The 18,958-nt window shown below is 31.6% G+C and carries 18 protein-coding genes and 1 other RNA gene; 6 read left to right on the forward strand and 13 right to left on the reverse strand.

From position 1 onward, the window contains the following. Positions 1–12 precede the first annotated feature (12 nt). Positions 13–144: a hypothetical protein gene (locus BN6774_RS19000; RefSeq protein ID WP_268873144.1), complete on the reverse strand. Its 132-nt coding sequence runs from the start codon at positions 142–144 to the stop codon at positions 13–15. A 95-nt stretch (positions 145–239) separates the two neighbouring features. Next, entirely contained in the window at positions 240–1,076 is an 837-nt protein-coding gene (locus BN6774_RS14005) for a PGN_0703 family putative restriction endonuclease (protein ID WP_066894844.1), read from the reverse strand. 712 nt (positions 1,077–1,788) lie between these two features. On the opposite strand from BN6774_RS14005, the gene BN6774_RS14010 reads away from it, so the two are divergent. From BN6774_RS14010 to BN6774_RS14030, 5 genes are all read left to right on the forward strand, one after another. Further along, the gene (locus BN6774_RS14010) at positions 1,789–2,010 is read left to right on the forward strand and encodes a hypothetical protein (RefSeq protein WP_066894846.1); all 222 of its coding nucleotides are present in this window, start codon (positions 1,789–1,791) and stop codon (positions 2,008–2,010) included. 302 nt (positions 2,011–2,312) lie between these two features. Then, complete coding sequence (locus BN6774_RS14015; protein ID WP_066894848.1) at positions 2,313–2,900, forward strand: recombinase family protein; 588 nt, start codon at positions 2,313–2,315, stop codon at positions 2,898–2,900. A gap of 491 nt (positions 2,901–3,391) precedes the next feature. Beyond that, positions 3,392–3,667 (forward strand): helix-turn-helix domain-containing protein, encoded by a 276-nt coding sequence (locus BN6774_RS14020; RefSeq protein ID WP_066894850.1) that lies wholly within the window; start codon positions 3,392–3,394, stop codon positions 3,665–3,667. Next, positions 3,657–4,358 (forward strand): hypothetical protein, encoded by a 702-nt coding sequence (locus BN6774_RS14025; RefSeq protein ID WP_066894852.1) that lies wholly within the window; start codon positions 3,657–3,659, stop codon positions 4,356–4,358. Before BN6774_RS14020 ends, BN6774_RS14025 begins: the two co-directional genes overlap by 11 nt. A 23-nt stretch (positions 4,359–4,381) precedes the next feature. Continuing rightward, entirely contained in the window at positions 4,382–4,993 is a 612-nt protein-coding gene (locus BN6774_RS14030) for a coiled-coil domain-containing protein (protein WP_066894854.1), read from the forward strand. A 352-nt stretch (positions 4,994–5,345) separates the two neighbouring features. Here the strand turns inward: BN6774_RS14030 and BN6774_RS14035 are convergent, their stop codons facing one another. From BN6774_RS14035 to BN6774_RS14080, 10 genes are all read right to left on the reverse strand, one after another. Then, positions 5,346–6,167, reverse strand: a complete 822-nt coding sequence (locus tag BN6774_RS14035; protein ID WP_066894855.1) for a hypothetical protein — start codon at positions 6,165–6,167, stop codon at positions 5,346–5,348. A gap of 170 nt (positions 6,168–6,337) precedes the next feature. Next, positions 6,338–6,619, reverse strand: a complete 282-nt coding sequence (locus BN6774_RS14040; RefSeq protein ID WP_066894857.1) for a DUF5362 family protein — start codon at positions 6,617–6,619, stop codon at positions 6,338–6,340. Positions 6,620–7,193: 574 nt separating this feature from the next. Then, a complete protein-coding gene (locus tag BN6774_RS14045) occupies positions 7,194–8,198 on the reverse strand; it encodes a tyrosine-type recombinase/integrase (RefSeq protein ID WP_066894859.1) in 1,005 nt (334 codons plus the stop codon). A 154-nt stretch (positions 8,199–8,352) separates the two neighbouring features. Next, positions 8,353–8,761: RNase P RNA component class A (gene rnpB / locus BN6774_RS14050), an RNA gene on the reverse strand. Between the two features lie 54 nt (positions 8,762–8,815). Continuing rightward, the gene (locus tag BN6774_RS14055) at positions 8,816–9,067 is read right to left on the reverse strand and encodes a hypothetical protein (RefSeq protein ID WP_066894861.1); all 252 of its coding nucleotides are present in this window, start codon (positions 9,065–9,067) and stop codon (positions 8,816–8,818) included. 230 nt (positions 9,068–9,297) lie between these two features. Further along, on the reverse strand, positions 9,298–10,089 hold the full coding sequence (locus tag BN6774_RS14060) for a Nif3-like dinuclear metal center hexameric protein (protein ID WP_066894862.1): 792 nt from the start codon (positions 10,087–10,089) through the stop codon (positions 9,298–9,300). A 12-nt stretch (positions 10,090–10,101) separates the two neighbouring features. After that, positions 10,102–10,794 (reverse strand): tRNA (adenine(22)-N(1))-methyltransferase, encoded by a 693-nt coding sequence (locus BN6774_RS14065; protein ID WP_066894864.1) that lies wholly within the window; start codon positions 10,792–10,794, stop codon positions 10,102–10,104. Positions 10,795–10,837: 43 nt separating this feature from the next. Continuing rightward, on the reverse strand, positions 10,838–11,944 hold the full coding sequence (gene rpoD, locus BN6774_RS14070) for an RNA polymerase sigma factor RpoD (protein WP_066894866.1): 1,107 nt from the start codon (positions 11,942–11,944) through the stop codon (positions 10,838–10,840). 45 nt (positions 11,945–11,989) lie between these two features. After that, positions 11,990–13,747 carry a DNA primase gene (dnaG, locus tag BN6774_RS14075; RefSeq protein ID WP_066894869.1) on the reverse strand — a complete coding sequence of 586 codons (1,758 nt, stop codon included), beginning with the start codon at positions 13,745–13,747 and terminating at the stop codon, positions 11,990–11,992. Between the two features lie 175 nt (positions 13,748–13,922). Continuing rightward, positions 13,923–14,954 (reverse strand): deoxyguanosinetriphosphate triphosphohydrolase, encoded by a 1,032-nt coding sequence (locus BN6774_RS14080; protein WP_066894871.1) that lies wholly within the window; start codon positions 14,952–14,954, stop codon positions 13,923–13,925. A gap of 144 nt (positions 14,955–15,098) precedes the next feature. Between BN6774_RS14080 and BN6774_RS14085 the strand changes: the two genes are divergently transcribed. Then, positions 15,099–16,160 (forward strand): CotS family spore coat protein, encoded by a 1,062-nt coding sequence (locus BN6774_RS14085; protein WP_066894873.1) that lies wholly within the window; start codon positions 15,099–15,101, stop codon positions 16,158–16,160. A gap of 89 nt (positions 16,161–16,249) precedes the next feature. Here BN6774_RS14085 and ppdK read toward each other — a convergent pair whose 3' ends face one another. Further along, entirely contained in the window at positions 16,250–18,880 is a 2,631-nt protein-coding gene (gene ppdK / locus BN6774_RS14090) for a pyruvate, phosphate dikinase (protein WP_066894875.1), read from the reverse strand. Positions 18,881–18,958: the final 78 nt, after the last annotated feature.

An 18,958-nucleotide genomic window follows, 5' to 3' on the forward strand; every position in this document is an offset into this window, starting at 1 on the left:
TATTATCTTCTATTATTTATCTTCTTCATTCCCTAATAATCTCATTCTAATTTCCATATCTTTTTCTTTTCTAGTTGCTCCCTTAAAGAATATCAATATTAAAATAATGCTTATTAGCCATATTGTTGCAATAAAAAATAGCATTTATTTCACCTCTTCTATAAATGCTATTAGTATTCCTCATTAATAAAAAAAAATTCTTATTTTTTTAAAAAGCTCTCTAGTAATTACTTATTCTATTAAATAATATACTTGTCTTTAAATAAATTAAAGTGCTGATGAAAAATTGTATTTTTACTCTCTCTCAATGCTATTTTGCATAATTCTTTCCAATCTACTATTTTTACTTGATTTTCTAATGATATATTTTTCCTTACTATATTTTTAACTTCATTTAATAAATCTTCACTATCAAAAGGTAAAATAAATATCACATAGTCATTCTTATCCTTTATATATGATATATTCCTATTAATTTGATAATCTCTAAAAAATTCTTCCTTCCCTTTTATATCCATTAATGAATCTTGTATGCATTTCTCATAGTAATCATTATATTTATTCTCATATTTTTCTTTTAATATTCCATTGTCATAACAATTGCCACCAAAATCTTGTTCTGTATATTTAATCTCTAAATAAATTTTTTCTCCAGTTGAAATTTCTATATATAAGTCAAAATTAGTACTATCCCTTTTGGAAAATGATTTTTCAAAGGCTATCTCCTTTATTTCTGAATCGCTACTAAAATTTAAATTAGTAACTTGTTTTAATAATTTTAATAAAATCTTATCTTTTGTTATTGGTAAGAAGAAATTTATACACATTAATTGAGATGAATTTAAATGATGTGCATATTCATGATATTTAATTTCCTTTAATATTTCATCTTTAATATCTATAGATGGCAATAAATTGTATATAGGTATTCCATTTTCCTCTTTAGTTTTTGGTAAAATATGACCATAATCTTTAGGTGAATTTTTATAAATTCCTCTTTTAGTAATACCTAAGAAGTTCTTCTTATAACTTTCCATATGCTGTATTACTATTTCTCGATAATCCTTTGTCCTCATAATACCCTCCTAAAAAATATTAAAACAATCATTAACCATATTATTATAATGAAAAGAATCTTCTTTATAAGGTTCTTATTTCACTTTATATCTTATGTTATCTATATCTTTATTTACAATATTATACTTTTTGGTAAATAAAGTAAAGATATATTGTTTTTAGTAGATGCTTTTCTACATATCATAAAAAAGTGCATCTATATAATTTCCTAAAGAGTAAAAAAAGAAAAACACTAGACGTTAGCCTAGTGTTTTTCATGTACGAGATAAGCCGTAAGCGGAGTTCTGTATTTTCACAGTCTCTCCTACTGTATTTATCTCATTCTAACTATACAAGTCTTCCTTTAGGAAGTAGTCTTTTTCATATCTTTTCTACGATTATACTACTATCTTCCCCCTATTGTCAACTATCCCTCGTACATATTTGCTATATACTCTACTTTCTGTATAGTCACTTTTAATACATACATATAAACGTCCTCTCTGGTATTTTTTAGTTTCTAATCCCCTCTCTAACAGCTTTTAAAATTTGAACGTAGACCAAAGCTAATATAAGTTAGACTTTAAAGAAGTTGAAGTCTTAGGAAGCAACACAGGGCAACTAATAGGAACAGTTTAAGGCTGAGACAGTACAAAAATAATATGTAAATTTTTTAGGCACTAACTGCGGGGCTGAAATAGGGGGTACTTGGGGAGGTGAGGGGGTGACATTATGGGCACTAGCAGGAGACAGCCAACAGATCAACTAGAGGATCAACAGGAGCAGAGAGAACAGCAAGAGAGAACAAGAGAAGAGAACAACAAAACAACAACAGATAATAGAACAGCAAGAGCAGAAGGAGCAGGAGGAACCACAGAGGGAACTAACCACAGAACTACTACAACACTACTACACAGTTTATTAGCCCAGATAATAGAAGTTATAGAGGAATAAAAGACAGGAGCCACAAGAGCCCACATAGCCACTATATAACGTTATATAAAGTTGTTATGGCGTTCCTGCTGTTATGGATCATAAATTACAGGTACATTAAAACATAGCGCCCAGAACTTGAATAATAGTCCCCTACTGTTAAAGAGCCCCCAGTTCAAAAATAGCCCCCCTTATAAAAAAGTGGCTCATAACTTAAAAGTTTTGAACTATCTATTGACAAAAGAACAGCGTTACCATATAATCAGTATCAAGAATAGATCAAAACTTAGGATCAAAAATAAATCGAAAGAAGAGGTAATAAAATGGCAATATACGGATATGCAAGAGTAAGTACAGCAGGACAAAAAGACGGGAACAGCTTAGAGGTTCAAGAGAGAGCGTTAAAAGAGGCAGGAGCCACAGAAATATATAGCGAAAGCTACACAGGAACAAAGAAAGATAGACCAATACTAAATGAACTATTAGAAAAGTTACAAGCTGGAGACACATTGGCAGTAACTAAATTAGATCGTATGGCTAGAAGTGCTATAGCTGGGGCAGAATTAGTGCAGGAACTATTAGACAGGGGTATTAAAGTTTATATACTTAATATGGGTATGCTTGACAATACCCCAGCTAGTAAGTTAGTAAGACAAATATTTTTTGCGTTTGCTGAATTTGAAAGAGATATGATCGTTGAGAGAACACAAGAGGGAAAAGCTATAGCTAAGACAAAAGAAGGTTTTAGAGAAGGTAGACCACAGAAATATAGTAAGGTACAACTAGATCACGCTATGGAGTTAAGAAAGACGCATAGCATTAAGCAGGTGGCACAAATGACAGGAATATCAGAGGCAACTATCAAAAGAGAACAAGCAAAAAGAAAAAGTATGAATAATATAGAAGGATAATCAGAAGAGGAACAAAGCCTCTTCTTTTTTTTGTTTATGCTACAGTTGGAAACAAAATAACTACATAACTACTACACTCCTGCTACACATATACACGCCCACGCCTGCTACATAAAGAAACCCCCTAACCCCCTATTTTCGGCACTTCTACCGTTTATATAACGTGCAGGCAGGTATACAAGCTACTACTATGCTACTGTTGAAACAACCCCACGGAAAAGGAAAAGAAATGTACTACAGTAGCTAACACTACTACTAACAGCTATTAGAAGAGGCTATAGAAAAAAACTTTAAAACATTACGCTTATTACTTAAAAAACTTAACAACAGTTATATAGGTATATGGAAAGGTGGTTCCTGCCACCCCTTCCAAATGAGTTTAAAGCTGAAACAACAGCAATTATAGAGGACACCGTAGTACATTACTATACTATTCCCAGCCAACACCCAGTGCTGGGACTTCTTTTTAACTAAAATACAGGGGGTATAAAATGATATATTCAGATAATACATATATTTTATTACTGAGGGTTCTACAAAGGTATACAGGTCATACAGTTGGAGAACTAGCAGAACAATTGGGAGTTAGTGGGGCTTACGTTTCAATGATGATACACGGTACCAGAGGGATAACAACTCCATTTAAAAACAAATTAGTAGAGTTATCAGAGCACTACTTGGGTAAGGGATCAACTGAGATAATACTTTTATCCTTGAACGTTATAGACACCCACTTAAAAACAAAGGGGGCACCAGATGAAAACTAGATTAGAACTTATAGAACAAAGAGAGAAATTAGCCCAACAGCTAGACAGCGACACTATTAAAATGCTGGACGCCTATGTTATGAAAGACGTTCTAGGACTTAATAACGACGAGGTAGCTAATATAGCTGGAAAGTCAAGGGCAACGTTACATAGGCTATTAAAGGAGCCAGTAGCTAGTGAATACGTTGAAGTATTACAACAGATTAGAGAATTAGACAAGGAGAACTTAGGGTCTGAGGCTGAGGAGATAAACGCACTACAGGCATTCAATAGTATTAAGAAAGTTCTTTTTACTAAGGCATTAGCAGGAGAGGCTAAGGCAATAGACCTATTGTTAAAACACCATAACGTATTAAGTACTATAGAAGAACAGCAGGTAAAGGAACTACAGGCTTGGGAGGCTACACAGGAGAACGTTCAAAAGCTAATCAATGAACTGGATCAAGCTAGACAGTATGATCTAAGAACACAGGGCTATATATTCAGTGCACCCGACGACACAGCCGACTATATAACAGCGTTTATAGACTTCTTAGGGCTTTTATATACTATGATACTAGAAACACCTACAGACGCCTTAAACACCGATAAGAGGCAGGAAGTAAAAAGGTTCTACTATGAACTTACAAGCACAGTAAAAACGCTATTAGAAGGCTATGGCGTTAGTGCTAACAGGATAACAACAATATAAAAAGAAAGAGGAGATCAGATAATATGGAAAATATAAAAGAGATTAAAGCAAATAGAAAGAGTATATTAGACGCCTTAGAGGTTATCAGTAATAAGGTGGCTGATTATGACACAAAACAAATAGAGGTTATAGCGTTAATAGATCAGCACAGCACTAAGGTAGCAGAGTTAGAAAGAGAATATAAAGTTACAGGGGCTATAGGTAATATAGATCGAAACTTAGAAGTAGCTGAGGAACTAGAAAAGGTTAAAGCAGATTTAAACAGATTAGAAAAAGCCTTAGAACAAGTAAGGACAGGACGTATAGCTTATATTAAAAGCAACCTAGAAACACTATACCCAGTTATTAAAGAGTACCACGCTGTTATTAATACAGAACTAGAGGAACTACACATTAAAGGTAAGGAAGAACTAGAAAAGCTACATAAAAAGCTAGAGGCTGAAAGAGTTAGAAAGGTATCAGAATTAGAAGAGGTTAAGGCTGTATGGAATGTATTAGGTGGAATTATCCCAGCCCCAGAGGTTAATAAACATAATGAGAGGATCAACCACCAAACAGTATTTAACTTATATTACATAAACCCACAAGACGGGACTATTAATAAGCTATTGAACCAACTTAAAGGGTTATCTTAGAAACATTAGAGTTTAGAGGTGGACTTAACAGTCTGCCTCTTTTTCTATTTGAAACAATAGTAGTGATGTACTCCAGCCACTCCATATGTGGTTTACCTATCTATCATACTATATATTTTGTTTTATAAGATAGTAACTACTTCTATGTCGTTTATATCATTGTTCCGAAGGAACTATATTCTCTTTATTACTTTTCTATGTAGTACTAAGCTATCTATTTTGGAGGGCTTTTTTGGGTCTTGGAGCAGGGCTTTTTTGGGTGCTCGAGCAGGGCTTTTTTGTCCACTATGTAATCATTTTTAACATACCCTACCAACCACAACAAAAAAGAGAGCCTTTTATGGCTCCCGTCTTATATGTACATATCTGCAACAACAAACTCTTTTTCTTGTCTACTTACTTCTTCTGTTTCTTCTGCTGTCATAATATCTGGCTGTGGCACCTGCTCTGTTATGTAACCATTAGCAACGTCCTCAACTAGTTGTAAATACTCGGGGTGAATACTGATCATATTAACAGTTTTAGGGGTTGCCTTTAATGTCTCAGTGTTGTAATGGGTGCTTTCTACTTGTCTAACCTGTATTAGCCTCATATCTTGCAACAACCCCAATATTGCACACATTGCTTTAGTGCTTGTTTGGCTCATTCCTACTTTGTTTAGTAAGTAGTTATATGTTACCTGTCTTTCTATATACTTGCCCGTATTCTTGTCCTTTAGAGTATACAGCAGAGTTATAAATGTCTTAATAACATCTCTCCTAGTGGTTACTAACATCTTATAGAGTACGTTAGACGGTATTAATACATAGTATCTACTGCTAATCTTGCTCATTAACTGTATGTATAGTTCTCCATTCTCTGTAGCAAATGAATTAACTATATTTATCTCCGTACCCTTAAATACGTTCTGCAACTTCTTAATGTTTATTATATACCTGCTTAGTGTCTTAGTAGATATATTATATTTACTTGCTATTGTTTTGGTGTCTTGCTTGAAGTCGTTCAAGTTTATATATCTATGTTGCTCCTTATCTCCACGTCTACTCTCTAACAGTGCCAGTGCATATGCTCTAGCGTCATACTCTTTATTCTTAATAAGTTCTGGGTGTGATGGTACTGGTACGTTATATACCTTCTCTGTATTTTCTCTTACCTCACTTATTTCTCTATTCATAATTAGTCCTCCTATTGTTTATAATATAAGAAGAGGAACCAGCTTTAATACTAGTCCCTACCGTTCAGACATATACTCCAGCAACATCACTGGTTTACACTACTAATACGTAAATCGTTAGAGAATTTGTGACACCCATATAAAAATAGACCAGCATTACTGCTGATCCTCTAATATAATCTTTTATTTTTTAGTAGTCCTACTGTTGTCCATTGATATTTACAACTCTTGCATTTATTTTTATACTCTTTTCCCGTGAATAGTCCAGCTATCATCATTCCTAGACCTATAAAGATCATAGGTACTCCGATAACTGCTCCTATTATTGTTATTGAGAATATAGCACCCGTTCCTGCTAGTCTAGCACCATTATGACTTAACTTATGTTCTGATACTGTAGCCATACTACTACAGTTTGGACACTTAATACCTTTAGTTGTTAGTTTCTTCATTGTTTCATCACTCCTATATCAAGTTAATTTTATGTTGACTATTATAATTGTAAAGTTAGTATTGACTTTACTTTACAGTAGCGTAGCGTTATAATACCGAGGCACGTGGACACGTTCTGAGCGAATATAATAAGCCCTAAGAAATTACTCTTAGGACATTGTTAATACCGAGTATACGCATTGTATCCCTCACTCAACACCTTAGTTATAGTTAAGCCTTTACCACTTTATAAACTGTTGCCCTATAAAGTGTAACTGTGACTTAACTCCCGTACTTTCGTACCAGTTCCCTAAAACAACCCATATAATTTGTTAATCGGTCATATGTACCCGACTAAGGATATAGCTTTATAACTAAGGTAATTAAACTATACCCCATAGATTTTCTGCGTTGGCTCTATGTAACCACTAGAATTATTTATAGTCAGTCCAGTGCATAGCTGACTTATATAACCCCTTTACAACAGCATTGCCTTGCTGTAGAATAAAGATAGTTATTACATATTCAGTTTTAGTCGGTTGGGTATGTTAACTGCGAGGGCTAGGTTTGCCGACCTACCCTCTTTTTCTTTATCTATCTTATCCTTGTTTTTAATCTTGTTCCCTTTACTTGCTTAATACTATTAGCAAACTCCTCAACATCTGCTGTTAAGTCTCTTGGGTACATCTTTGAATAATGTGCTATTAGGTTAGGTGTACTATGCTGTACTAAATGCATTATCTTAGGTATTGGCACACCTTGTAACACTAATGACTTTATATAAAAACGTCTAAATGAGTGCATACCTGTTCTAGTAACTCCTCTACTGTTGTTGTATTCTCTAAAATACTTGTCCAACTTCTTAACCGTTAATTGCTCCCCATAAGCATTACATAAAAGTGGCAACTCATTTACATCAATGTCCTGTTCCTCATTCTGTAATCTTATCTTTATATACTTTTTTACTATAGGTAGTAAATGAGTTGGTAGTGGTACTACGTGAGGCTTACCGTTCTTTGTATGCCTAAAAAATAAAAGCTGATTTTCTAGGTCTACATCACCTATCCTAATGTCTATAATTGTTCTTGCCCTACAACCAGTAAAAACAAATATATTAGTAGCTACCCAAGTCATATACATACTGAAACGTATTTCTGATATAATTGGTTCTTTTAGTAATGCTGTTATTTCCTCTTGGGTATACATATCTAGTGGAACAGCCTCAGACTTTGGTAACTTAATCTTGTAACTGTTCATATAGTTATTTGACATAGCCCAGTAAAAAAACGATCTTATACCTTTCATATTGCTATATACTGTTCTAGGTTTATTACCTCTGATATCTTTACAAAAAGTTTGATACTCTTGTAAGGTATCAAGAGTTATTTCAGCTATTAGTGTTTTATGTGGAATGAATTTATAAAAAGACACCATACAGTAATGATATTGCCTTAACGTTTCTGGTCTTAGCCCTCTAGCCTCACAGTCCTTAATATACAAATCATAAACTTCATCTAGTGTGTAACCCAACCGTATAATGTCTTTTGTAGAAGTGCTATATTCCTTAGTAGAAATGATGCGTTTTTTCTTTGAATTCACTGCTTATCCCTCCTTAAATTTGGAGAAAAAGACAACAAAAAAAGAGGAAGTACACTTTAACATTTCTGTTATAGTCTACTTCCCCTTTTCGGGAATGTTCCCTCGCTGAAAACCTAGTGTTTTCAACGATTAAACAAGTATTAACTTGTATTTTTACGCGAGATAAGCCGTAAGCGGAGTTCTGTATTAAGCAATCATCTATCTAGGCTTATTGTTGCCAATAAGCTCAAGCGGTACACCCGGAAACGGGGCGGGCAACCCCAAAATGTTTCCCTATTCGACCTTGCTCCAGGTGGGGTTTACATAGCCATCATGTCACCATGATGCTGGTGAGCTCTTACCTCGCCTTTCCACCCTTACCTAAGCAATATATTTTAATAAATTAAAATATATAATTACACATCTAAATCATACCTTTAGAATGTCTTTTAACTTAGGCGGTATCTCTCTGTTGCACTTTCCTTCAAGTCGCCTTGACTGGACGTTATCCAGCACCCTGCCCTATGGAGCTCCGACTTTCCTCTCCTAGATCTAAGTCTAGCAGCGATTGCATGTCTTACTCGCAAAAATTATATTATCATAACTTTATAAATAATACAAATGAAATTTTTTACATTTTAAACAAATTGAAGTATTAAAATTAGCATAAGCAATATAACCCAAGAATAAAATCCTATGCCAGAAAGTAAAAGAGTAAGTATTATAAGAACAAAAATTACTAATCTTGCAGCAGGATTAAGACAATTTCTAAAAAATATTGGTCCTCCTGAACTAATATTTTTTCCTATTCCATCAAATATATCCTTAACTCCTTCTTGAAATACCTTTGCCCACGAGCCTTTCTTTTTTTTATAATAAGACTTTCCCATACAATCTCTCCTAAATTGCTATCTTATTACTATTTTATGCACAAAGGTATAAAAATGCTTACATTTTGTAATTAAAAATTAAAAATTTAAAATGTAGAATTAAGGAAAAATTCTCCGGATTTTAAACAAATGGTGCTTCGCACAAATACATTTCAAGTTTTGCCACGCAAAACAATCTTAATTTTATATTCTTCATTCTACATTATACATTCAAAGATTGCTTTGCAATCTTAAGCAAAAGTGTATGGGTCTTTACTATATTCTGAAACTATTATTTCTGTATCTTGAAGTTTATCTTTAAGCTTATTAATAACTTCTAAAAATACTATCCATTCAGATAAAAAATGTCCTGTATCAATTATTGATACTCCCATTTCTTTATAATCACTTGCAAAGTGATAAGTTGTATCTCCTGTTATTATGCAATCAGCTCCTTTTCTATATGCTATATCAAAAAAGTCACTTCCACTGCCATTAATAACAGCAATATTTTTAACTTCATCAGAAGCTTTTACTACTTTTAAGCTATCTATATTAAGCTTCTCTTTCACTTCATTTACTAAAGTTTCTAATTTAATCCCTTTATCTAATCTAATAACTCTTCCTATACCTTCATTAGAATTTCTAGCATTTTTACTTACTTCCATAAGTTCTTTTGAATCATACCCTAAAATATTTACTATTGTTTCATTTAATCCACCACTAGCTGAATCTAAGTTAGTATGGCTAGAATAAAGATTTATATCATTTTTTATAAGTTCTATTACTTTTTTACCAACTAATGTATCTGTTGTTATACTTTTAGGTTTTATAAAAAGCAATGGATGATGAGTAATTATTAAATTAGCACCTTTTTCTTTTGCTTCTTCAATTACTTCTAAGGTGCAATCTAAAGATAGTAAAATTTTCTTTACTTCTTTATCTTTATCTCCAACCATTAACCCAACATTGTCAAAGTCCTCTTTTAAATTTAATGGAGCAAAGTCCTCCATTATTTTAATAATATCTTTAACTTTTTTCATAACTATACTTCCCTATAAAAAATTAATCATATTTGAAATTACATTTATTTTCTCTTCAATTGCTAATCTTCTTTCTTTAGCATTTACTGTACTTTCTGTTATAAAACTAAGTATTCTTTTATAATTTTCTACTTTTGAATTTAAGAATTCCTTCATTAAAGGGTGCTTTTGCATTAACAATTTAGGACTAACCTCGTAATAAATAGAATCTAGCTTTATTGATTCTCCAGCCTTTTTTCTTACCTTAAATAATTCATAATATATGCCTTCTTCTTCACAAAGGTCTTCACATATTATTTCATAATCATTATTATAAAGATATTCTCTTAAAACCTCTGGATTTTGTGCAGGTACGAGTACTAAATATCCTATTGAGCTTACCTTTTCTAAATCTTCTTCTAATATATTTCTTATTAAATTTCCTCCCATACCAGCAATAATTGCAACTTCAACTTCATCTTTTTCTAAAGGCTTAAAACCACTTCCTAATCTGAACTCTAATTCTTCTCCAGCCCCTTCTAAAATAGCATTAAGCTTTGCCTTATCTAAAGGATCCTTATTTATATCAATTGCTATAGCTTTACTACATAGTCCATTTTGAACTGCATACAAAGGAATATATCCATGATCTGTTCCTATATCAGCTAAAACTGATGTATTATCAATATTGTCAATTATAAAATTTAATCTTTTGCTTAGTTCCATAAATTTCTTCTCCTTGCTAAATTAAAATTAGCACCAGTAGGTGCTAATCTAAATAATCCTTTAATTTTTTACTTCTTGAAGGGTGTCTTAACTTTCTAAGTGCCTTTGCTTCAATTTGTCTTATTCTTTCTCTTGTTACATTAAACTCTTTTCCTACTTCTTCAAGAGTTCTTGCTCTACCATCATCTAATCCAAATCTTAATCTTAACACTTTTTCTTCCCTTGGAGTTAAAGTATCTAAAACATTTATTAATTGTTCCTTAAGCATTGTAAATGCAGCAGCTTCTGCTGGAGCTAGAGCATCATCATCTGGTATAAAATCTCCTAAATGTGAATCTTCTTCTTCACCTATAGGTGTTTCTAATGACACTGGTTCTTGAGCAATTTTTTGGATTTCTCTAACCTTATCTACTGGTAAGTCCATTACCTTTGAAATTTCTTCTGGAAATGGATCTCTACCTAGCTCTTGTAATAATTGTCTTTGAACTCTTATTAATTTATTTATAGTTTCAACCATATGAACTGGTATTCTTATAGTTCTTGCTTGGTCAGCAATAGCTCTTGTAATCGCCTGTCTTATCCACCATGTAGCATAAGTTGAGAACTTAAAGCCTTTTCTATAATCAAATTTTTCAACTGCCTTAATAAGTCCTAAGTTTCCTTCTTGAATAAGGTCTAGGAATAACATACCTCTACCAACGTATCTTTTAGCAATACTTACAACAAGTCTTAAATTTGCTTCAGCTAATTTCTTTTTAGCTTTTTGGTCACCTTGTTCTATTCTATTTGCTAACTCTATTTCTTCTTCTGATGATAATAGAGGAACTTTTCCTATTTCTTTTAAGTACATTCTAACTGGGTCATCAATAGCAATACCTTCTGGAATAGTTAAATCTAATTCTTCTTCTACTTCTTCTTCACCACTTGGTTCACCTATAACTTCTATTCCCATAGACTCTAACACTTCGTAAATTTTTTCTATTTGTTCTGGACTTAAGTCAATATGTTCAACTTCATCCATTATATCCTTATATGTTAAAGTACCATTTTTCTTTCCTTTATCAAGCAGACTTTTAACAATATTCATTTTACTACTTCTATCATCATTTTCCTTTTTAACCTGCTTAGCTTTTGTTTTTTCATCTAACATATTTTTACCTCCTTCCGTTATTGCCAACTGCACTTACACCTCTCTTTAGCTACCCATCAATTTCTTTAATTCAATTGCAATTTGTATAGATTCTTCAATCTTACCTTGTGCTTCCAACATCTTTTGTTTTTGCTTTAAATCTTTGAGCTTTTTATTTAACTTGTAATTATCTATTTGCTTTATTAAATCTTGAATTAATCTCTTATTATCTTTTCCTATTAAGACTTGTTGATCTTTTATTTTTACAACTTCCTCAATAGTTTTTAAATCGGTACACTTTGCTTCTAAAAAGGTGCCTATATTATTTATATTTCCCTTTTTAGCTTCTTTAATGATAGAAAATATCTCTTTATGTTCTGGAAGAATTAACTCATCTTGGCTTATTAAATTAGAAATATAATCAAAATATTCTTCTTCTAAACATAATTTTAATAAAGATCTTTCTGCTTTAACAAAAGCAGGCTCTTTATATAATTTTGTTCCATTTTCTTCCTTTTTATTCATATTTTCTTGATTTTGTATATTTTTTGTCATTTCTCTTGATAATAAATCATATAGCGCTTGTTCTCTTATACCTGTGTTTTCAGATATTTTTTTTATATAAATATCTTTTTCAATAGGATTTACCTTTGCCAGAATTTCAGTAACCTTTTTTCCATACTTTATTAAATCATTACTATCTTTAAAATTTATATTTTCTCCTGCTTTTTTAATCCTATATTCAACTAAACCTTCTGCTTGATTTATTAATTTTATAAATGCATCTTTCCCATTGACTCTTACATACTCATCAGGATCTTTTCCTTGTGGAATACTTAAGACTCTTACATCAAACCCTGCATCCTTTAATATTTCTAATCCTCTCATAGTAGCTGTTTGACCTGCTACATCTGCATCATAAGATATTATTACTTTATCAGCATATCTTTTTAAAAGCCTCGCTTGATTTACAGTTAAGGCAGTACCTAAAGATGCTACTACATTTGTAATCCCATATTGATGCAAAGTAATTAAATCCATATATCCTTCAACCATAATGAAGTATCTTTCCTTCATATTACTTTTTATTGCAAAGTTTAAACCATATAAATTAGTTCCCTTTTGGAATACTAGTGTTTCAGGAGAGTTTAAGTACTTTGGTTTAGAATCATCTAAAACTCTACCACCAAAACCTATTACCTTACCCCTATAATCAAAAACTGGAAACATTACTCTATTTCTAAATCTATCATACTTATTCCCTGTTTTTTCTGAGGTTAAAACTAATCCTGCCTCTAATAACAAGTTATCACTAAAGCCTAATTTTCTAAGATGAAACAATAAACTGTTCCAACTATCCTTTGCATATCCTAAACCAAACCTATTTATAGTTTCCTGTCTTATTCCTCTATTTAAAAAATAGTCTATGGCTGTCTTGTTAGCTCTTAAATTTGAGTAAAAAAACCTACCTGCTTCTACATTTACTTTATAAAGCAATTCCTTCTTTTTCGTAGTTGGATTTACTCTTTTTTCATCTTCTAAAATAATGTTAGCTCGATCCGCCAAATACTTAACAGCATCTATAAAGGTCATGTTTTTGTTTTTCATAACAAAAGTAATTACATTTCCTGATTCTCCACAACCAAAACATTTATATATTTGTTTTTCTTGAGAAACTGAAAATGAAGGAGATTTTTCATTATGAAATGGACATAATCCTGAAAAGCTTCTTCCAGACTTTTTAAGTCTAACTGACTCAGATATTATATCTACTATGTCATTTTCTTCTTTAATTTTTTCTAGAATCTCTTCAGAAATCTGCAAGGAGATTCACCTCCTTACTAAAAATTTTCGTCAACTTATATTGATTTCGACATTTTTTATAAAAATCCTTCTTTAAATAAAAAATTTTATAATCTTTTATTAAAGCTTCTTTATTTATATTCTTTATCAAATTAAAAAATCCTTCATCATTTTATATTTTATTTTATCCAAAAATCTAATATATTACCATCTTCGGAACAAATAAGGAATTAAACATATTTAAGCAATAATCATCGCTCATTCCTGATATATAGTCCGCTACAGCTCTTTTTAGTCCTTCTTCCTTAGCTACTTCTTTATATATTCCAGGAAGCTCATTTTCATGAGTATAATAATAATTTATTAAATTCTCTAAGACAAATTTTGCCTTATTTCTCTCTACCTTTAAAATATCTCCTAGATATACATTTTTAAACATAAATCTTCTAAGTTCCGTCATAGCCTCCCAAACTTCATCACTAAAAGCTATATCAAATTCATTATTATTTAAAGCTTCTGTAGTATTGATGATCACATCCTTAACTAAAGTATCTATTCTTTCAGAATGGGTTTTTCCTAGCACCTTTATTATTTCTTTTGGTAATATGTCTTCACTTAAAAGCCCAGCTCTTATAGAGTCATCTATATCATGATTTAAATAAGCGATTTTATCGCTAACTTTCACTACTCTACCTTCTAAGGTTTTTGCTTTATTATTACTATTTTTACTTAGACCACTGTGATTTAAAATTCCATCTATAACTTCTTCAGATAAATTTAATCCTCTACCATTTCTTTCAAGCTTTTCAACTACTCTAACGCTTTGCTCATTATGTCTAAATCCTTCTTCAAGGAATGAACTTAATACTTCTTCACCATTATGTGCAAAGGCTGCGTGACCTAAATCATGACCTAAGGCTATTGCTTCAATTAATTGTTCGTTTAATCCAATTCCTAATCCAATGGTTCTTGCAATTTGAGATACTTCTAATGTATGAGTTAATCTTGTTCTATAATGATCTCCAAAAGTTTTTATATAAACTTGAGTTTTATGCTTTAGCCTTCTAAAGGATTTGCAATGAATTATTCTATCCCTATCCACCATAAAACAAGTTCTCATAGAATCATTTTCTTCTTTACGCTTTCTTCCTAAGGTTTCGCTACTAAATGTTGCTTGTTTAATTAATGTCAACCTTTCAAAACCTTCCATTTTTTCTCTTACATTCATATATCTCACCTCTTTATAACATATTCTATATTTTTCTCTATTTTCCTCTATTTAAACATATTTTATAATTATATATTTAATACCTAGTATATTTTCTTTTTTTTACTAATATCTTAATAATAAGTAATTATAAAGGAGAGAATAATGGAAAACTTATTGTCTAATTTAAAAGATGAACTTCTTCCTATAGATGAAATTAAAACAGAAATTCTACCATATTATAATTTAGAAAAAGCTTCTATAGTTAATATAAAATTTAAGGATACTGAAAAACAAAGAGCTGTATATAGAATAGACCTTTATGATAAAAGTTTTTGTTTAAAAAAAGTCTATTATAATGAAGAAAACCTTTTATATGTCTATTCTGCAATGGAATGGTGTTTTATTAATGGAATAGATGTACCAAAGCTCTTACCAACTATAACTGGTAGTAGATATGTTATATATAAAAATATGTTATTTATTTTAACTCCTTGGCTTGATGGAGAAAAATGTGACTTTGATAATTTAAATCATGTCTTATTATCTTCTAGAACTCTTGGAAGATTACATAAAACCTCTAAAAATTTTAAACCAATACAAGGAAGTTGCCAAAGAGAAGGCTTTGAAGATTATAGTGAATCTATATCCAAACATTTTAATCAACTGCTAATAAGTATAAATAATGCTCACAAGTATAACGATAGGTTTTCAAGGCTGTTTTTAAATAACATAGATGAAAATTTAGAACTTGCCAAAATTTCTTTTGAGGTTTCTTCCTCCATAGATAATAATGACTTATCACGCTCTCTTTGTCATGGTGATTATGTGAATAAAAATATATTAATTCATGATAACAAAGTATCATTAATAGATTTTGATAAATGTAAAATGGATTATTGTTCAAGAGATATTTCTTACTTTCTAAGAAGACTTTTGAAGAGAGAAAATACTAATTGGCAAATTAATTTAACTTTAAATATATTAGATGCTTATAAAGAAGAAAATAATCTAACTGATTCAGATTTAAAATATATTTTAGCTTATATAGCATTTCCCCAAAAATTTTGGAAGCTATCTAGAGACTATTATAAGAATATAAGGAGATGTAATAAAAATTCTTTTATTTCCCTTATGGAAAAAGGTCTTAATAAAAGTAAAAATCAATTAGAATTTACTTATGAACTTATTAATACCTTTAGAAGACACTACAATATAAAAATTTAGAATATAGAACAAATTACATCAATAATTTTACATTTTTCATTCTTAATTTTACATTAAAATAAGGCTGCTTTTGGCAGCCTTATTTGTTGTTATCTTTTATTTCTAACTTGAGCTTGTGCAGCTGCTAATCTAGCAAGTGGCACTCTAAATGGTGAACATGAAACATAGTCTAACCCAATGTTATGGCAGAATTCTACAGATGATGGATCTCCACCGTGCTCTCCACATATTCCAACCTTAAGGTCACTCTTAACAGATCTACCTTTTTCAGTTGCTATTTTAACTAAAGCACCAACACCTGTTTGGTCAAGCTTAGCAAATGGATCTTGCTCATAGATCTTCTTATCATAGTAGCTAGTTAAGAACTTAGCAGCATCATCTCTTGAGAATCCAAATGTCATTTGAGTTAAGTCATTTGTACCAAATGAGAAGAAATCTGCTTCCTTAGCAATTTCATCAGCAGTTAATGCAGCTCTTGGGATTTCTATCATAGTACCTACTTTGTAGTCTATTTTAACTCCCTTTTCTTCCATTACAGCTTCTGCAGTCTTAACAACTACATCCTTAACATATTTTAATTCCTTAATTTCTCCAACAAGCGGAATCATTATTTCAGGAACTATGTCATAACCTTTTCTATTTTTAACATCTATAGCAGCTTCTATAACTGCTCTAGTTTGCATTTCAGCTATTTCTGGATAAGATACAGCTAATCTACATCCTCTATGACCCATCATTGGGTTAAATTCATGTAATTCATCAACTGTAGCTTTTAAATCTTCAAAAGTTATATCTAAGTCATTAGCTAACTCTTGAATATCTTCATCATTGTGTGGTAAGAACTCATGTAGTGGTGGATCTAAGAATCTTATAGTTGCTGGCATGCCTTCTAATGCTTCATAGATTCCAATAAAGTCTTCTCTTTGCATTGGAAGTAATTTATCAAGAGCCTTTCTTCTTTGCTCTTCATTTTTAGCAACTATCATTTCTCTAACTGCCATAATTCTATCTTCAGCAAAGAACATATGCTCTGTTCTACATAACCCAATACCTTCTGCTCCAAATTCTACTGCTTGCTTAGTATCTCTTGGAGAATCAGCATTAGTTCTAACCTTTAACTTTCTTATTTCATCTGCCCATGCCATAAATATAGCAAAATGTCCTGATATTTCTGGTGTTACTGTATTAACAGCTTCCCCGTACACATTACCTGTTGCTCCATCTATAGAAATATAATCATCCGCAGTATAAACTTTTCCATTAACTTCTAAAGTTTTAGCTTCTTCATTAACCTTTAAAGTTCCACATCCTGCTACACAGCAAGTTCCCATACCTCTAGCAACAACTGCTGCGTGAGAAGTCATTCCTCCTCTTACAGTTAAGATACCCTTAGCAGCTATCATACCCTCAATATCTTCTGGTGAAGTTTCTAGTCTTACTAAAACTACACTTTCACCCTTTTCATTTCTTTCCTTAGCTTCTTCAGCGGTAAATGCTATTTTACCACAAGCAGCTCCTGGTGATGCTGGAAGTCCCTTTGCTATTGGAGTAGCCTTCTTTAAATCACCTGTATGGAAAGTTGGATGAAGTAATGAATCAAGTTGAGTTGGCTCAACTTTTAATATTGCTTCTTCCTTAGTTAGCATTCCTTCTTCAACTAAGTCAACAGCTATCTTTAATGCTGCTTGAGCTGTTCTCTTACCATTTCTAGTTTGTAGGAAGTATAATTTTCCTTCCTCAATAGTTATTTCCATATCTTGCATATCTCTGTAGTGATTCTCTAATGTATGAACTATATCAGTAAATTGCTTATATATTTCAGGATTTTGTTCTTCTAATTTTGAAATTGGAAGTGGTGTTCTAATACCAGCAACAACGTCTTCCCCTTGAGCATTCATTAAATATTCACCATATATTTTATTTTCTCCAGTTGCAGGGTCTCTTGAGAATACAACTCCTGTTCCTGAAGTTTCACCCTTATTACCAAATACCATTTCTTGAACGTTTACTGCTGTACCCCATTCTCCAGGAATATCATTTAATCTTCTATAAACAATAGCTCTTGGATTATTCCATGATCTAAATACAGCTGTTATGGATTCAATTAATTGAGTCTTAGGATCTTGTGGGAAGTTTTCTCCTCTTTCCTTTTTATAAAGATCCTTAAATCTTTCTACTAATACTTTTAAGTCATCCGCAGTTAAGTCAGTATCAACTTCAACACCTTTTTCTTCTTTCATTTCATCTATTAGATTTTCAAATAATCTCTTTTCAATATCCATAACAACATCAGAGAACATTTGAATAAATCTTCTATATGAATCATATGCAAATCTTGGATTATTTGTTAAGTTTGCTATAGCAACTACTGATTCATCGTTTAAGCCAAGATTTAAAACTGTATCCATCATACCTGGCATTGAAGCTCTAGCACCTGATCTTACAGATACTAAAAGTGGATTAGTTAAGCTACCAAACTCTTTACCTGTAAGCTTTTCTAACTCAGCTATCTTTTGATGAATTTCTTCAATAATTTCTGGTGCAATTACTTTATTATCCTCGTAATATTTATTACAAGCTTCTGTAGTAACTGTAAACCCTTGTGGTACAGGAATTCCTAGTAGAATCATTTCTGATAAATTTGCTCCTTTACCTCCTAGAAGGTTTTTCATTGACCCATTTCCTTCATTAAAAAGGTAAACATACTTCTTTTTCTCCATCTCAATACTCCTCCGTTCAATCGAATTGTAATATATACTAACAGTACTCTCATACTGCAGTTACCCTTTAAAAATTAC

The organism is Clostridium nigeriense, assembly GCF_900086595.1.
Taxonomy (GTDB): domain Bacteria; phylum Bacillota; class Clostridia; order Clostridiales; family Clostridiaceae; genus Clostridium; species Clostridium nigeriense.

Coding starts and splice junctions, on each gene's coding strand:
- BN6774_RS19000 (WP_268873144.1), bottom strand. CDS start 144: ATGCTATTTTTTATTGCAACAATATGGCTAATAAGCATTATTTTAATA.
- BN6774_RS14005 (WP_066894844.1), bottom strand. CDS start 1,076: ATGAGGACAAAGGATTATCGAGAAATAGTAATACAGCATATGGAAAGT.
- BN6774_RS14010 (WP_066894846.1), top strand. CDS start 1,789: ATGGGCACTAGCAGGAGACAGCCAACAGATCAACTAGAGGATCAACAG.
- BN6774_RS14015 (WP_066894848.1), top strand. CDS start 2,313: ATGGCAATATACGGATATGCAAGAGTAAGTACAGCAGGACAAAAAGAC.
- BN6774_RS14020 (WP_066894850.1), top strand. CDS start 3,392: ATGATATATTCAGATAATACATATATTTTATTACTGAGGGTTCTACAA.
- BN6774_RS14025 (WP_066894852.1), top strand. CDS start 3,657: ATGAAAACTAGATTAGAACTTATAGAACAAAGAGAGAAATTAGCCCAA.
- BN6774_RS14030 (WP_066894854.1), top strand. CDS start 4,382: ATGGAAAATATAAAAGAGATTAAAGCAAATAGAAAGAGTATATTAGAC.
- BN6774_RS14035 (WP_066894855.1), bottom strand. CDS start 6,167: ATGAATAGAGAAATAAGTGAGGTAAGAGAAAATACAGAGAAGGTATAT.
- BN6774_RS14040 (WP_066894857.1), bottom strand. CDS start 6,619: ATGAAGAAACTAACAACTAAAGGTATTAAGTGTCCAAACTGTAGTAGT.
- BN6774_RS14055 (WP_066894861.1), bottom strand. CDS start 9,067: ATGGGAAAGTCTTATTATAAAAAAAAGAAAGGCTCGTGGGCAAAGGTA.
- BN6774_RS14060 (WP_066894862.1), bottom strand. CDS start 10,089: ATGAAAAAAGTTAAAGATATTATTAAAATAATGGAGGACTTTGCTCCA.
- BN6774_RS14065 (WP_066894864.1), bottom strand. CDS start 10,794: ATGGAACTAAGCAAAAGATTAAATTTTATAATTGACAATATTGATAAT.
- rpoD (WP_066894866.1), bottom strand. CDS start 11,944: ATGTTAGATGAAAAAACAAAAGCTAAGCAGGTTAAAAAGGAAAATGAT.
- BN6774_RS14080 (WP_066894871.1), bottom strand. CDS start 14,954: ATGAATGTAAGAGAAAAAATGGAAGGTTTTGAAAGGTTGACATTAATT.
- BN6774_RS14085 (WP_066894873.1), top strand. CDS start 15,099: ATGGAAAACTTATTGTCTAATTTAAAAGATGAACTTCTTCCTATAGAT.
- ppdK (WP_066894875.1), bottom strand. CDS start 18,880: ATGGAGAAAAAGAAGTATGTTTACCTTTTTAATGAAGGAAATGGGTCA.